The sequence below is a fragment of the Calothrix anomala FACHB-343 genome, assembly GCF_014696435.1.
GTDB lineage: Bacteria > Cyanobacteriota > Cyanobacteriia > Cyanobacteriales > Nostocaceae > Aulosira > Aulosira anomala_A.
Map to the genome: position 1 here is coordinate 46,867 of NZ_JACJQG010000058.1, position 15,053 is coordinate 61,919.

Annotated in this window: 10 protein-coding genes and 1 pseudogene; 5 read left to right on the forward strand and 6 right to left on the reverse strand. The window is 40.9% G+C overall.

The window, feature by feature from the left end; translation table 11 throughout:
- Positions 1–75 precede the first annotated feature (75 nt).
- Positions 76–1,128 (forward strand): WD40 repeat domain-containing protein, encoded by a 1,053-nt coding sequence (locus H6G08_RS26925; protein ID WP_190548663.1) that lies wholly within the window; start codon positions 76–78, stop codon positions 1,126–1,128.
- 91 nt (positions 1,129–1,219) lie between these two features.
- Here H6G08_RS26925 and H6G08_RS26930 read toward each other — a convergent pair.
- From H6G08_RS26930 to H6G08_RS26945, 4 genes and pseudogenes are all read right to left on the reverse strand, one after another.
- Positions 1,220–1,345, reverse strand: a pseudogene (locus H6G08_RS26930) (IS5/IS1182 family transposase); the annotation flags it as partial.
- A 1,318-nt stretch (positions 1,346–2,663) separates the two neighbouring features.
- Entirely contained in the window at positions 2,664–3,221 is a 558-nt protein-coding gene (locus tag H6G08_RS26935) for a DUF4126 domain-containing protein (protein WP_190548672.1), read from the reverse strand.
- Positions 3,222–3,484: 263 nt separating this feature from the next.
- Positions 3,485–4,780 carry an adenylosuccinate lyase gene (gene purB / locus H6G08_RS26940; RefSeq protein ID WP_190548664.1) on the reverse strand — a complete coding sequence of 432 codons (1,296 nt, stop codon included), beginning with the start codon at positions 4,778–4,780 and terminating at the stop codon, positions 3,485–3,487.
- Between the two features lie 40 nt (positions 4,781–4,820).
- Positions 4,821–5,372, reverse strand: coding sequence for a DUF421 domain-containing protein (locus tag H6G08_RS26945; protein ID WP_190548665.1), 552 nt, complete (start codon positions 5,370–5,372; stop codon positions 4,821–4,823).
- 197 nt (positions 5,373–5,569) lie between these two features.
- On the opposite strand from H6G08_RS26945, the gene H6G08_RS26950 reads away from it, so the two are divergent.
- The 3 genes from H6G08_RS26950 to H6G08_RS26960 all read left to right on the forward strand — a co-directional run bounded on the left by H6G08_RS26950 (position 5,570) and on the right by H6G08_RS26960 (position 10,119).
- Positions 5,570–6,616, forward strand: a complete 1,047-nt coding sequence (locus tag H6G08_RS26950) for a serine/threonine-protein kinase (protein ID WP_190548666.1) — start codon at positions 5,570–5,572, stop codon at positions 6,614–6,616.
- A gap of 318 nt (positions 6,617–6,934) precedes the next feature.
- Entirely contained in the window at positions 6,935–8,977 is a 2,043-nt protein-coding gene (locus tag H6G08_RS26955; protein WP_190548667.1) for a serine/threonine-protein kinase, read from the forward strand.
- A 113-nt stretch (positions 8,978–9,090) separates the two neighbouring features.
- Positions 9,091–10,119, forward strand: a complete 1,029-nt coding sequence (locus tag H6G08_RS26960) for a WD40 repeat domain-containing protein (RefSeq protein WP_190548668.1) — start codon at positions 9,091–9,093, stop codon at positions 10,117–10,119.
- 66 nt (positions 10,120–10,185) lie between these two features.
- On the opposite strand, the gene H6G08_RS26965 is transcribed toward H6G08_RS26960, so the two are convergent.
- Positions 10,186–11,523 carry a PPC domain-containing protein gene (locus H6G08_RS26965; protein ID WP_190548669.1) on the reverse strand — a complete coding sequence of 446 codons (1,338 nt, stop codon included), beginning with the start codon at positions 11,521–11,523 and terminating at the stop codon, positions 10,186–10,188.
- Positions 11,524–11,795: 272 nt separating this feature from the next.
- On the opposite strand from H6G08_RS26965, the gene H6G08_RS26970 reads away from it, so the two are divergent.
- The gene (locus tag H6G08_RS26970) at positions 11,796–13,811 is read left to right on the forward strand and encodes a serine/threonine-protein kinase (RefSeq protein ID WP_190548670.1); all 2,016 of its coding nucleotides are present in this window, start codon (positions 11,796–11,798) and stop codon (positions 13,809–13,811) included.
- A 232-nt stretch (positions 13,812–14,043) separates the two neighbouring features.
- Here the strand turns inward: H6G08_RS26970 and H6G08_RS26975 are convergent, their stop codons facing one another.
- Positions 14,044–14,844 (reverse strand): SDR family NAD(P)-dependent oxidoreductase, encoded by an 801-nt coding sequence (locus tag H6G08_RS26975; RefSeq protein ID WP_190548671.1) that lies wholly within the window; start codon positions 14,842–14,844, stop codon positions 14,044–14,046.
- Between the last annotated feature and the right edge of the window lie 209 nt (positions 14,845–15,053).

The following is a 15,053-nucleotide window of genomic DNA, read 5'->3' on the forward strand; positions in this document are numbered from 1 at the left end:
ACAGTCAAGGTGACAACGGAACAGTGTGTTGTGGAATGAGTCGAGTCATATACAACCTTGAGGTGCAAACCTACAATGACTCGCAACCAAATCTTTGGGAAAGTACTCACAGTATGGACTCTTACCTTAGTCACGACTACTGTTTGCGGTTGCACTACATTGACTGCCAAATTTCAGGACTCAGTTAGCCAATCTGCGCAAAATAGTCAACCACTCCGCAAGCTTTCAACAAAATCAGATTCGGGTTACTCTGTTGCTTATTCTGCAGAAGTGGTGAAAGCAAACAATCCTGTTGCTTCTACTCTTCTGGCCAGTGCTGGTACTAAAACCGTTAAACTTTGGCATCCCAGCACTGGAAAGCTTATCCGTACCTTTACCGGACAGGCTTGGGCTGTTAACTTTAGCCCAGATGGTAAAATTCTGGCTAGTGGGAGTCAGAATGGAAATCTCAATCTTTGGAATGTTGACACAGGAGAACTAATCCGTACCCTTCAGCATTCCCAACCAGTCATTGATATAGTATTTAGCCCTGATGGGCAGACAATAGCTAGTGGTCTTGACCAAGGTGCTAACATGAGGTTGTGGAATTGGCGTACTGGAAAAATCATTCCTATACCTGATGATTCTAATGCTTCTACTAAGGGATTTGATAACTTCAAATCTGTACCCATCGTTTTTAGCCCAGATAGTCAGACTTTATTTGCGAGAAATGGTTCAGGTAACGCGATTAATTTGTGGAATATTAATAGTGGTAAATTTCTCCGCAGTTTCGATGCCCAATCATTAATTAATGATGTTGCTATCAGTGCAGATGGAAAAATTTTAGCTATTGGCATTCGTGACAAGGCTATTAAGCTGTGGAATGTTAGTACTGGCAAACTTATCAATACTTTAACTGGTCATCAAGGTGAAGTGAGAGCGGTTGCTTTCAGTCCAGATGGAAAAACTCTTGCTAGTGGGAGTCAGGATGGAAGTATCAAGCTATGGAATCTTAGTACTGGCAAACTGATGAGTACGTTCATGGCGCAAAAAGAACAAGTTTGGTCTGTTGCTTTTAGCCCAGATGGAACAACTCTTGCTAGTGGGAGTCAGGATGGCATCATCAAGATTTGGCAGGTATTACCATAGTCATACCAATTTCAGAAAAAAATGAGACAGATGGGTAGGTTGGGTAGAAGATTGTGAAACCCAACAATTGCAAGACTTTGGAGTGTTGGGTTTCGTTCCTCAACCCAAATTTTCTTTCTAATACCCAACGTTTGGGCAAAATCTGAAATTCTTGCTCAGTACGCCGCATTACCTCAACATGAGCTTGAATCATTAACCAAACACAAAGCGCAAATTTATAAGCCAATACGGTTCAGTTAAGGATAATTGTAGGTTGGGTTGAACGAAGTGAAACCCAACAAACCGATGAAAATGTTGGGTTTCGTTCCTCAACCCAACCTACGCAGCTTAAGGTTTTTGGCGCTAACTGAACTGTATTGATTTATAAGCGTCATAACCGGAATCAACCCACAAAATCGGCGATCGCCTTTTTTGATTTGATACAGAATTATGTTGTGTGCAATGTGCGATCGCACTGAGAAATGCCAGAATATCAATGCGATCGCTCAGTAGTAAGAAATCAAAAAATAAGAAACGCTTGTGGGATGAAAGTTACAACTTATTGATCGCAAGCATTTGGGGTAGGTAATGCTGCATAACCGTTTTGCGCGGTCGGGGTTAGCATACATTGCCATTATCTTAAATAAAGAGAAGGTATCTTACATGGGGTAGAGTAAGGAAAAATTCTCTTACAGGGCTAAGAGTTTACTAAATGGGTTAACGAAAAATTCTCCTACATGCGGTTACGAGACAGAAAAATTCTCTTACTGCGGTTACAACTACTTGACGGCGTTAGATTAGTGCTATACCATATTTCTATAACCCGTATATTAAAATGCCCAAACCTTATCTATATAAGGGTTGACAACACGGGCTAAACTTTGGTATTCTCAAATGGAAACAAAACACCCCTGAAGTTATGCAATGCATCAATTCAGGGGTCAATTTTAAATACTTAGGATTCTATGATTTCACAAAAATCAACAAAAGTCAACCCTCGTGTGAGGGTTCGTTTTCGACTGGTTTTTAATAAAAAAGCAGCACTCACACGTACTATTCCCTTGCTGCTTGTGTTAGTGCGACCCCCGGCAACGACCCCGCCTAATTGCCCCTGCCAAACTCCTCAACCGGAGAACGCAGAGGTACGTGTAATCAAACCTAATAATTCTCAATAGTTTTAATTTTTAGGCGTTTGGGAGTAAACCTCAAACGTCTTAACCTTCGTCATGCCCATTGCTGCTTTGACCTAAGATGCGCATCGCTAACTGTTCTGTGCTTTCTAGGGCATAGGTTACAGCAGTTTTCACCTATTTGAACCACATCTTTAGTAGGGGCACGGCATTGACAATCTTTTGGTACATACAATAATTTTACTGGTGCCGTGCCCCTACAGCGTGGTCTATTTACAGGAAGATGCTGTAATTGGTGCAAAAATTTAATACGGCTCATCTTGGGTTTGAAGCTCCTAAATTTTAGAGACTTCAATAGGTACAGCTTTATCCGTAGCGATGCCTGCGGCGGCAAGCTACGCAGTATATTACCCTAACTTTTGACCCCTAACTTTTTGAATGCTGACGGCGATATTGCCAATACCAGTCATACCATTGTTTAGCACTGTGAATTGCAAACCAAAGGAGGATAAAAGTAATTAATCCTCCTGGCCAAGGGGCATGAAAGGCAAAGATAATTAAAACAACACACAAAAAATCTTGCAGAAATGTTGCCCACAACGGTAAACCACGCAAGCGATAAAACCAGCCAACTTGCACGAGTTGGAATACCAAAGCTAATAAACCACAAATCACAGCAATTAGCCAATGGGGTAATATAGCTGTGGAAGCAGCCGCTAAACCGAGAATTGCGCCAACAATCGGGGAAAATAGTAACTCAAATATTTGTATGACTCTTTGCCCCAAGCGTCTTTTAGAAGCCACCAGTTCCACTAAAGACCAGATACTGAACAAGCCTATTAACAATGGTGGCGAAATATAGGACAAAATCGGGACTTTTGACCACAGCTGAACTCCGTGCAACAATCCCATAATTAGTAGGGGTAAACCTATTCTGATGCCTGCTGCCGCAGAAGCAGAAAGTGCGGCTAGGATATCGATAATCACGGCACTAGAAGCGCTATTTAATAGGCTTTTAATAAAATTAATTGAAGTAGCAGATTTAAGCGGGTAAGTATATCAGCTATATAATATTTTACAACAAAAAATTCTGTTTGTGGGTAGAAGGGGGGAAGGGGGACAAGGAGGACAAGGAGGACAAGGAGGACAAGGGGGACAAGGAGGACAAGGAGGAAAATAAATGATTATTGACTCTTGACCATTGACCATTGACCATTGACTCTTGACTCTTCCCCCATGCCCTATTCCTAAATCCCTAACCGTTGATAAACTTGTTCTAAGTGCCGCAGATGTTGTTGGGGGTCAAAACATAACTCAATCTCTGTTGGGGTTAACTTTGCGGTGACGCGGGGGTCTTTGGTAATTAAGTCGTGGAAGTTTCCTTCTGGTTTATTCCAGGCGGTGTGGGCATTTGATTGGACGATCGCATAAGCTTCTTCGCGGCTAACTCCCTTGTCTACTAAGGCTAGTAGCACTTTCTGGCTAAATACTACCCCGCCATAGCAGTTGAGGTTGCGTTGCATGTTATCTGGGTATACCAGCAGGTTGGTTACTAAGTCGGTAATTTCACGCAACATAAAATGGGTCAAAATGCAAGCATCTGGCAAAACTACCCGTTCTACAGAGCTGTGAGAAATATCTCGTTCGTGCCATAGGGCTACATCTTCTAAAGCTGCACCTGCATGGCTTCTCACCAGTCGCGCCATCCCTGTTAGGCGTTCAGAACGGATGGGATTGCGCTTGTGTGGCATAGCAGAGGAACCTTTTTGCCCTTTGGCGAAGAATTCTTCCACTTCCAGAACATCGGTTTTTTGCAGGTTACGAATTTCCACTGCAAACCGTTCAATAGATGCGGCGACTAAAGCTAATTGCTGTACATAGTCGGCGTGGATATCGCGGGAGATAACTTGTGTAGAGGCGGTATCTGGTTTAAGTCCGAGTTTTTGACAAGCGATCGCTTCTACACGGGGTTCAATATTTGCATAGGTTCCCACTGCGCCAGAAATCTTACCTACAGCGATTGTTTTACGCAGAGTTTGTAACCGTTCTTGGTGGCGCAATACCTCAGCTAACCATCCAGCTAGTTTAAAACCAAAGGTAATCGGTTCGGCATGAATCCCGTGAGAACGACCAATCATCACCGTATAACGGTGTTCTTTGGCTTTATTGCGAATAGCTTGAATTAAATCTTCTAGACGTTGCAGTATGACATCTAAACTGGCTACCAATTGCAATGCTAAAGCTGTATCTAACACATCCGAACTTGTTAAGCCCAGGTGAATATAACGTCCAGCATCACCAACATATTCATTGACATTTGTTAAAAAAGCAATCACATCGTGGCGGACTTCAGCCTCAATTTCTAACACCCGCTTGGGATCAAAATTCGCCTTGGCTTTAATTTCTGCAACCGCCTCAGCCGGAATGTAACCCAACTCAGCTTGTGCTTCACAAACAGCAATTTCTACTTGTAACCAAGTTTTTAGCTTATAGGCTTCACTCCAAAGATTACCCATTTCGGGCAAGGTATAACGATCAATCACAATCCGCCACAGAATACAACCGTCATATTTTACATTTTTATTAGGACAGATCGCTTTTTGATTTATTTTTTTCTGGAGTAATCAAATTAGTTTTGCTGTCGGAGGTGATGACGCTAATGCTACCGTCAGCTTCCATAAATGCTAACTTCACATCTTCCAAATATTCGATACTTTGCTGGCGTAACTTACTCATTAACTCATCTTCTGTAATTAACTCTCGTTCTAGATGTCGGTGAATCATTTTGCCATTTTTTACCAACAGTAAGGGTGGGGGATTAAGTAAGCGCTGAAACTGCGGCAGTTTGTAACCCAACCAGTTAAGCAAATAGCTCCAAAAAATCACAGTTCCTACCAGAATTGCTCCTTCGGTAATTGATGTATAATTACTCGCCATTGCGTTTTGGGCGGCTTCTGCGAACAATACAACTACCAGTAAGTCGGTAATTCCTAAAGTTCCCATTTGTCGGCTAGGTAGCCAGCGCAGTACCAAAAACAGTGCCAAATAAACTAAAGATCCCCTGATAATCAATTCCAGCACGCTCATACTCGGAACAAAAATTGCGTGCCAATTGATAACCAACCATTTTTCCATTAGCGTACAATTCCTTTACTTTTCCAGAGTTATATTTACAACCATAGTAAATTTACTCATGAATATGAATTTTTGATAGAGAATTTTGGCGTTAAGTGGGGGTATAAATCAGGATTCTGCAAAGATATAGTAATCATACTGACAGAAGATCGCTTTTGTAGATAAATTAAAGACTATCAAGATTGGCCTTTGTTGCGATGAATCGATTTCCGCCACAATTAACCCAGCTGCACGAGTGGATTTTACAGGAAACTCGGCTCGGTCGCATGTGTGGCTCTTCCGAAAGATTTCGCGATCGCTATGAAATTCTCAAAGTTTTAGGTAGAGGTGGCTTTGGGATTACCTTTTTAGCCAAGAATGCAGTATTACCTGGTAAGCCTTTGTGTGTAATTAAACAACTTTGCCCGAAGGTTACCAGTATCAAAAGTTGGGAAAGAGCTTGTCAGCGCTTTAAAAAAGAAGCCAAAGCTTTGGGCGAACTAGGTAGTCATCCGCAAATTCCCATGTTGTTAGACTACTTTGAAGTTAAGGGAGAGTTTTATTTAGTTCAAGAATATATCCGTGGTTCTACTTTAGCGCGGGAAGTAAAGAAATCCGGGACGAAGAATGAAGCCGCAGTGAAACAGTTTTTGCAGGAATTATTACCAGTATTAAAATATCTCCATCAAAATGGCGTAATTCATCGCGATATCAAGCCGCATAACTTGTTGCGTTGCGAAGATGATGAGCGAATTGTGTTAATTGATTTCGGCGCGGTGAAACAGGAATTAGTTAATGCTGAACAAAACTCAATTCATCGCCATCCGACTACTAATTTTGTCGGGACAATGGGATATGCGCCACCAGAACAGTTTTCTTTAACTCCAGTTTATGCCAGTGATATTTATGCTTTGGGAGTGACTTGTATTTATTTACTCACTGGTAAAAGCCCTTTAGAACTTTCCTACGATCAAGATACTGGTGAGATTTGTTGGGAAAAAGAAGTCAAGGTAAGTGATAGTTTTGCGCAGATATTGGGCAAAATGGTGAAAATTTCCCTAAAAGAGCGGTTTAAGTCGGCTCAAGAAGTTCTGAGAGCCTTGGAATTAGAAACTTATTTACCGACTTTAACAAACTGTTTAACTACCCAACCACCGAGAACCAAGACATATAAACAACCAGAAGTTACGCAAACATACTTAACACCAGCGCAAAGAACTGCGATCGCTATTCGCGAATGGAAAGCGCGAGGAAATAAAAAATAAGGGCATGGGGCATGGGCATTGGGCATGGGCATTGGGCATTGCGCAGAGACGCGATTAATCGCGTCTCTACAAGTTGTCCTTCTAGTCCCTAACAGAAAATTTGATTATTATATCATCAACAAATAATTATTTTAGCTCTTGTAATTTTCCTCAATTAAGAGAAAATTGACTATAATCTACAAACGCTGACTATCTTAAGTAACTCCCCGTTTCCAAAACAGGGATAATCTACCATCAGTAAACAAAAGCTAGTCTAAAACTAGGGAAATTGCGGGTACAACTTAGCATAATTTGTCATGCAGTAGCGCCTGTCATCTCATGATCTGCTGCTTAAATCCTGATTGCTCAAATCCACTCAACGCCGATGAAAATAAGTTTTGCCAAGCCTGTAACACCCCACTCTCAGGACTGTTAAGAAATCGCTTCCGTGTTATTCGCGTCCTTTCGGATGAGGGGGGATTTGGTAGAACTTATTTATCTCAAGATGTCGATAAACTACACGAACGTTGTGTAGTGAAACAATTAGCTCCAAAGTTTCAAGGCACTTGGTCGCAAAAAAAAGCGATGGAGTTATTTGCTGAAGAAGCTAAACGACTGCAACAACTCGGAGAACATCCACAAATTCCCACTTTATTGGCTTATTTTGAACAAGACCATTGTCTGTATTTAGTACAACAATTTATTAATGGTCAGAATTTGTTAATGGAGTTACAGCAGGGTAAAACCTATAAGAATCAGGATATTCACGCATTTTTGCTGGATTTATTACCTATCCTGAAATATATTCACGAGCGCGGTGTAATTCATCGGGATCTCAAGCCGGAAAATATTATTCGCCGTCACAGTGATGGACGTTTATGTTTAATTGATTTTGGTTCTTCTAAGCAATTAACAGCCAGAGTTCAAAATAAAATTGGTACTTCCATTGGTTCTCATGGTTACTCACCTATCGAACAAATTCGCGATGGTAAGGCTTATCCTGCTAGCGATTTATTTGGCTTGGGGACTACCTGTTTTCATTTACTGACGGGTATTTCTCCGTTTCAATTGTGGACGGAACATGGCTATTCTTGGGTGACAAATTGGCGACAATATTTGCGTAAACCCATAACTTCAGAATTGGATCGGGTAATGGATAAGCTGTTGCAAAAAGATATCCATAAGCGTTATCAATCTGCTGATGAAGTTATTCGTGATTTGTCACAAAAACCACAAAAGCGACTGTTACCTATAGTTAAATCTTCGGCTAAAATACCGAAGACTCAAACACAATATTTACCGAAAAAATATAGTTTTTTGAGACTATTAGTCTTAACTTCTGCTGTTTTCTTGTTATTTGGCTTTGGTGACTTTTGGTATAAACCATTTCTCGATTTACAAAATATTTTATTGTCTCGCCTCAGTCAACAAAATAATCGTCCGCGAAATACCGAAGCTGTTTTAACTCAGCAGTCACAAACATCGACATCATTAGCGAAAATTTCTTTAGTCAATACCCTACAAGTCAGTACAAATGGGGTTTTATCTGTAGCGATTAGTCCTGATGGTCAGTTGGTGGCTAGTAATAGCGATCGCATTATTAAATTATGGAATCTCGCCACAGGTCAAGTTATCTTTAACTTTAAGGGTCATTCCCAAAGAGTAAATGCGGTAATTTTCAGCCCTAATGGCAAAAAATTGGTCAGTGGGAGTGATGATAACACCATTAAAGTCTGGAATGTGGCAACAGGTAAGCTCATTCGCACCTTGGTGGGACATACTGACTCAATTCATGCTTTAACTATTAGCCCAGATGGTCACACTTTGGTTAGCGGTAGCGATGACAGCACCATCAAAGTTTGGAATTTAAACACCGGTCGAGAAATTTCTACCTTGCTAGGACATGAATTCTGGGTGCGTTCTCTGGCTATGAGTCCAGATGGAAAAACTCTGGCTAGCGGTAGCTTTGATAAAACTATCAAATTATGGAATTTAGATAAAGGCTACATCATCCGCACCCTGAGAGGAGATAACAAAACGATTACATCTTTAGCGATTAGTCCTGATGGTCAGACTTTAGCTAGTGCAAACCGCGATCGCACAATTAAACTGTGGAATATCACTACAGGTATGGAAATTCGGACACTAGTAGGGCATGATAATACAGTTACATCTTTAGCTATAAGTCCCGATGGAAAAAGCCTTGCTAGCGGTAGCCGCGATCGCACAATTAAAGTATGGAATTTAACCACAGGTGCAGAAATTCTCACCCTAGACGCCCATACCAACACCGTCACCTCTCTCAGCTTTAGCCCAGATAGCAAAACCCTGATCAGTGGTAGCGAAGACAACAATATGAAGATTTGGCAAATGTCGCCATAGATAAAGTTAAGTAACCACACATTATAATAATTTAATATAATATTCAGTAATTTTAGCGATGTACCAGCTATGTTATTGTGCATTATTCGGGCAGTAATACTGGGAGATCTGCGATGTCTGTAAATCTCACTCACTCAAAATTAAAATTCTTAACAACCACAGCTTTCTTGGTGTTAGGATTCGGGGGGGTTTTGTCTTCGCAAGTTCCCTTAGCTGCCGGTAGTAGTTCGACTGATACTAATGAACGAGTATCAGAAATTTTAAACCTGAACGAGAATTCCGGCTCAGTCAGAGCTGTAGCCATAAGTCCCGACGGGAACACGCTTGCTAGCGTCAGTACAGATAACACAATTAAATTGTGGAATTTGAATACTGGCTTGAAACTGCGTACCTTAGTTGGTCATACCAATTGGGTAAATTCCATAGCTTTTAGCCCTGATGGCAGTATCCTAGCTAGCGGCAGTATAGACAAAACTATCAAACTGTGGAATCTATCTACAGGTGCAGAACTTCATACTCTCACAGGACATAAACTTTCAATTCAGTCTGTCGCCTTCAGCCCCGATGGCAATACTTTAGCTAGTGGTGGTTGGGATCAGACGATTAAATTGTGGAATGTCACCACAGGAGAAGTTATCCGCACCCTAGAAGGGGAGTGCGATATTATCAATTCCTTAGCTTTTAGCCCAGACGGCAAAACCCTTGCTAGTACAAATCATTTTGAAAAGAAAATTAAACTATGGAATTTGGCTGATGGCTCTGTTAAGCAAAGTCTTGCAGGACATAGCGATGTAGTCAATGCCATAGCGATTAGTCCCAACGGCAAAATTATTGCCAGTGCGAGTTGGGATGGTACGATTAAACTGTGGAACTTGCGCACAGGGCGAGAACTCAGTACCCTCAAAGCCGATGCCAATAAAGTTTGGTCTGTAGCTTTCAGTCCCGATGGCCGCACCCTTGTCAGTGGAGGCTGGGATAACACTGTCAGACTCTGGAATGTGCAACAAAGAAAACAAATCCGCTCTTTTAAAGGACATACCAATAAAATTTGGGCTGTAGCCTTTAACCCCAATGGCAAAACCATTGTCAGCGCCGGTAAAGACCGTCAAATTAAAGTTTGGCCAGTTGAGCAGTTAAATTAGATTAGGGACAAGGGAGATAAATAATTATCTATTCCCATGCCCAATGCCCCATGCCCAATGCCCAAATTAATATAAAGTCAATCTGTATCTACCCCTTTCCTGCGGATTAGCAGAGGTCACTACCACATAATAAGTATCATCTCCAGGTAATCTGGCACGGTCAATGAGGGCGCTAAATCTACCATCATTAGCATTATCAGCAGCGATAATTTGACCTTGAGAATTTAACAAAACTAAATAAGGGGAAAATTCCTCATACAAGCTATCTGCACGAATACTAACCAGTTGATTTTTTTTGCCCTCAAACTTGGTAATATCGTAAGGACTTTTATTTTGTTTTAAAGTCAGACTTTGGGCAGTTAGTTGCGCAGATTCGTCTAAAACATAGCTAGCGCGATCGTTCCTCAGTGCTAAACTATAGCGACCTGTATCGCCAGGATTGCGACTAGTGACGGCGATAGTATAAGTACCGTCAACAGGTAATCTGACAAAAACAAAGGCATCTTTAATACCATTTGTTGCTTGTGTACTGCTGCGCTTGACAATTACATTATTATCTGGGTCAAGCAGAAACATATAAGGATTGAGACTAAGATTATTGGAGCGTCGGGTATCGGTGCTACCACCAAGCCGAATTTGCACTAATTGATTTGCTCTGCCTTCAAATTGGTAGAAGTGATAATATCTACCTTGAGATTGAAAATCGCCTTTGCTGAGAATCCCGAAGGCGAAATCAACAAAGTTAATTGGCTTGTAATTGAGATTTGTCGGTAGAGAAACAGGCGAAACTTCGCGAGTTGGCTGGTTACCTGTACGTGGTTTAGTTGTTGGTTGATACCGTCCTGACTCTGGACGGGGAGAACGATTATTTACAGGTTGAGATGGTGCAGTTTGTCTTGGCTGCGGTGCTGGATTTACAGGTTGAGATGGTGTAGTTTGTCTTGGCTGCGGTGCTGGATTTACAGGTTGAGATGGTGCAGTTTGTCTTGGCTGCGGTGCTGGATTTACAGGTTGAGATGGTGCAGTTTGTCTTGGCTGCGGTGCTGGGTTGACAGGTTGAGATGGTGCAGTTTGTCTTGGTTGCGGTGCTGGATTTACAGGTTGAGATGGTGCTGTATTTGTAGTTGTCGGGGGTACGCGGGGGGGTAGAGGTGAATCAATAGATTGGCGAGGTTGCGGTGCTACAGGTGGTTGAGATGTAGGAATTTGCTCAATTCCTTGTTCTACTGCTTCTGGTTGTCTTTCATCGGGTGGTTTAGCAATGATGAATTTTCGCAGCACTAGGGGAACTTCTACAGCATTGATAGGTAGAGAAAAACTACTTATCAAAAAACTGTTACCTATTGTCAAGAAAATCGCTAATTGAGCCAGGAAAGTGAATTTTTGATGTTTTGCTAGGGGCATTATCTCACACCTCTTAAATATATGTCTTTAGCAAGATGCGATCGCAGTTTTTTTTACCCTGATTATTAAAAGTACATAGAAAGTTTCAATTAAATCCATAAGGATAGAAGATGCTATAAGCGATCGCTCTTTGACTAAGTTACTTTTAATTTTAAATTGTTGAGTTACCTATAGAATAATTTCTGAATGCAAAATAATTATTATCAGCAACTTTATAGCAAAATTATGTGTCATGAATTAATATATACACAATCTGCATATGGATTTCCAGTATGCGCTGCTGTCTGAATCCCGATTGTCTCAGTCCGCAAAATCCTGACAGTAACAAGGTTTGCCAAAGTTGCAATACACCCTTGATCGAACTTTTACGAGGTCGTTATCGTGTAATAAAAGTCATTTCTGATGAAGGTGGATTTGGTAGAACCTATCTCGCGGAAGATGTAGATAAACTCAATGAATGGTGTGTAGTAAAACAATTCGCACCCAAAGTTCAGGGAACTGCTGCATTAAAAAAAGCGGTAGAACTGTTTAAAGAAGAAGCCAAACAACTGCAAAAATTAGGCGAACATCCGCAAATTCCCACGCTTTTAGCTTACTTTGAACAAGACAATTACTTGTTTTTAGTCCAGCAATATATCGATGGACAAAATTTGTTGCAGGAATTACGCCGAGGTGTCATATATGATGAAAATAAAATCATCCAACTTTTGTTAGATTTACTTCCTATTCTCAAATTTATTCACGAGCGCGGAGTCATTCATCGAGATATTAAACCACAAAATATAATTCGCCGTCAAAGCGATGGGCGATTAGTTTTAATAGATTTTGGCTCGTCTAAGCAATTAACAGCAACTGTACATACACAAATTGGTACAAGCATTGGCTCTCATGGTTATACTCCGATGGAACAAATGCAGGATGGTAAAGCTTATCCATCGAGCGATTTATTTAGTTTAGGCGCAACTTGCTTTCATTTATTGACAAAGATTCGCCCATCCCAACTATTAATGCAAAAAGGCTATAGTTGGGTAAACTCTTGGCAGCAATATGTTAATCATAATCAGAGAAATGGTGTCTCTCCAAATGTTGATTTAGATCGAGTACTCAACAAATTATTAACTACAGATATTAAGCAACGCTATCAATCTGCTGATGAAGTTATCAAAGATTTAACACCACAACAGACATCAGCAGCATTGCTACATACCATAATTTCCAGTTCTGCAACTACCCAAACAGCAAAGGTAAGAAATCCTTGGTTAATTGGTGCCGGGGTTTTGCTATTGTTATTAGGATTAATTGGCTATGTGTACTCTCGCTCACAACCAGCAACTAGATTTTCTCAACCTATCAAGCCGATAAACATCACAGATAACCCTGAGCAAAGTAACACCCTTAAAGGACATGCTAGCGATGTGAATTCTGTCGCCTTTAGTCCTGATGGTAAAACCTTAGCTAGTGGCAGTGATGACAAGACAATCAAACTCTGGAATGTAGAAACTAAACAAGAAATTCGCACCCTAAAAGGTCATTTACAATGGATTTGGACTGTTTCCTTTAGTCCTGATGGTAAAACCTTGGCTAGTGGTGGTGCAGATAGAAATATCAAACTTTGGAATATTTCTACTGGGGAAGAGATTCGGACTTTAAAAGGACATAAAGATGGTATCGCGGCTGTAGCTTTTAGTCCTGATGGTAATACATTAGCTACAGCGAGTTTAGATAACACAATTAAACTATGGAATGTCTCTACTGGAGAACTAATTCGTACATTATCTGGACATAATAAAGCAGTTTCTACGATTAGTTTTAGCCCTGATGGACAGACTCTAGCTAGTGGCAGTTGGGATAATAAAATTAAACTGTGGAATGTCGCAACAGGTAAAGAAATTCGCACTTTTAGCGGACATACACAATTAATTCTGACCGTTGCTTTTAGTCCTGATGGTATGACTCTTGCTAGTGGTAGTAAGGACAAAACTATTAAATTATGGAATCTGGTAACGCGGGAGAATATTATAACCTTACAAGGTCATACAGATAAAGTTAATGCTGTTGCCTATTTACCGAAAATAGCAGCTAGTAAAATATTAAATAATGGAAGTTTGGTTAGTGGTAGTAATGATAATACAGTTAAATTATGGGATACAAAAACTGGTAAAGAAATTCGCACCTTCAAGCGAGATTCGGGGTATATTTATTCTGTAGCTACTAGTCCTGATGGCAAGAATATTGCTAGTGGTGGTAGTGCGGATAATATTATTAAAATTTGGCGTTTGTCTGATTAATTTCTAATTCAGGACTTACGCATTATTTGGGCGGGCGAGATGCCCACCCCACAAGAGTTTGAGTAATGTCCTGTTTTAGTAGATGTAGGTTGGGTTGAGGAACGAAACCCAACATTTGCAGGAGTTTGTTGGGTTTACACACGGTAATCCCAACCTATTAGTATGAATGTGGCGCTAACACCAAGGGTATTGGAATTAGTATTACAAATCAAATAAAATGTTTGGCATTCACTTATTTATTTGCTGAACCAGGTTCAGTCAGCTGACGGTGTTGTTCAGCATTCACAGTATCAGGTAAAACCTTGCTCACATTACCTTGAATCTTGGTTTTTAGCGAACCGGCAATTACATGATCCTTATCAGCCATTAATGCTTCAAAGCCTTGTTTCGCCACCAGCGCCGGATCATCTTTTTCATTTGCACCCGCCTTGGTATCATCCATCCCTGCACGATGGAAAAAATTGGTATCAGTGGGGCCTGGCATCAGTGCTGTTACTGTAATGTCTGTATCTTTTAACTCGTTGCGTAATGCTTCTGAGAAAGAATGTATAAATGCTTTAGAAGCTGCATAAACCGCCTCAAATGGCCCTGGCATAATGGCAGCAATTGACGAAGTGAAGAGAATTTTTCCTCTGTTCAGTTCTACCATATCTTTCAGCACTCGTTTAGCCAGATGAACTGAAGATACGACATTCAGGTTAATTAAATTTAGCTCATCGTCTAGGTTAGTTTCCCGCGCAAAGTCACCGCCAACACCTACACCAGCATTAATTGCGATCGCATCTACCGGGCGATGAATGTCTTGAATCTTTTGGTATAATTTTTCTACACCGTCATAAGTAGCCAAATCTGCTTGCACTGTCTCAACCTTAGCACCCAACGCCGCAAAAGCTTGGGCAGCTTGATTAATAGCCGCTCCTGTTGATGTAATCAGCAAATCAAAGCCGTTTTGGGCGAACTGTTTAGCCAATTCATAGCCAATACCATTAGAAGCACCTGTGACTACAGCTAGTGGTCGGGTTACACTATTCATAATTATCCAAACTCCTGTTTAGTGCGATCGCCTTTCAACCCTTACCATGCTAAGTAGGCAGTAAATTGAGTGCGTCTTTCCATAGAAGTAACTGACTGAAGAAAGGCAGTCCCAATGAAAAAATTTCACCGCCAAGCATGAAAATGTGGTAGCTTCCACTTAAGGCTGAGACAAACGAGGTTGTCCTTCAGTAGAGCATATTTAGCCTG

Coding starts and splice junctions, on each gene's coding strand:
- H6G08_RS26970 (WP_190548670.1), top strand. CDS start 11,796: ATGCGCTGCTGTCTGAATCCCGATTGTCTCAGTCCGCAAAATCCTGAC.
- H6G08_RS26960 (WP_190548668.1), top strand. CDS start 9,091: ATGTCTGTAAATCTCACTCACTCAAAATTAAAATTCTTAACAACCACA.
- H6G08_RS26925 (WP_190548663.1), top strand. CDS start 76: ATGACTCGCAACCAAATCTTTGGGAAAGTACTCACAGTATGGACTCTT.
- H6G08_RS26965 (WP_190548669.1), bottom strand. CDS start 11,523: ATGCCCCTAGCAAAACATCAAAAATTCACTTTCCTGGCTCAATTAGCG.
- H6G08_RS26955 (WP_190548667.1), top strand. CDS start 6,935: ATGATCTGCTGCTTAAATCCTGATTGCTCAAATCCACTCAACGCCGAT.
- H6G08_RS26975 (WP_190548671.1), bottom strand. CDS start 14,844: ATGAATAGTGTAACCCGACCACTAGCTGTAGTCACAGGTGCTTCTAAT.
- H6G08_RS26945 (WP_190548665.1), bottom strand. CDS start 5,372: ATGGAAAAATGGTTGGTTATCAATTGGCACGCAATTTTTGTTCCGAGT.
- H6G08_RS26950 (WP_190548666.1), top strand. CDS start 5,570: ATGAATCGATTTCCGCCACAATTAACCCAGCTGCACGAGTGGATTTTA.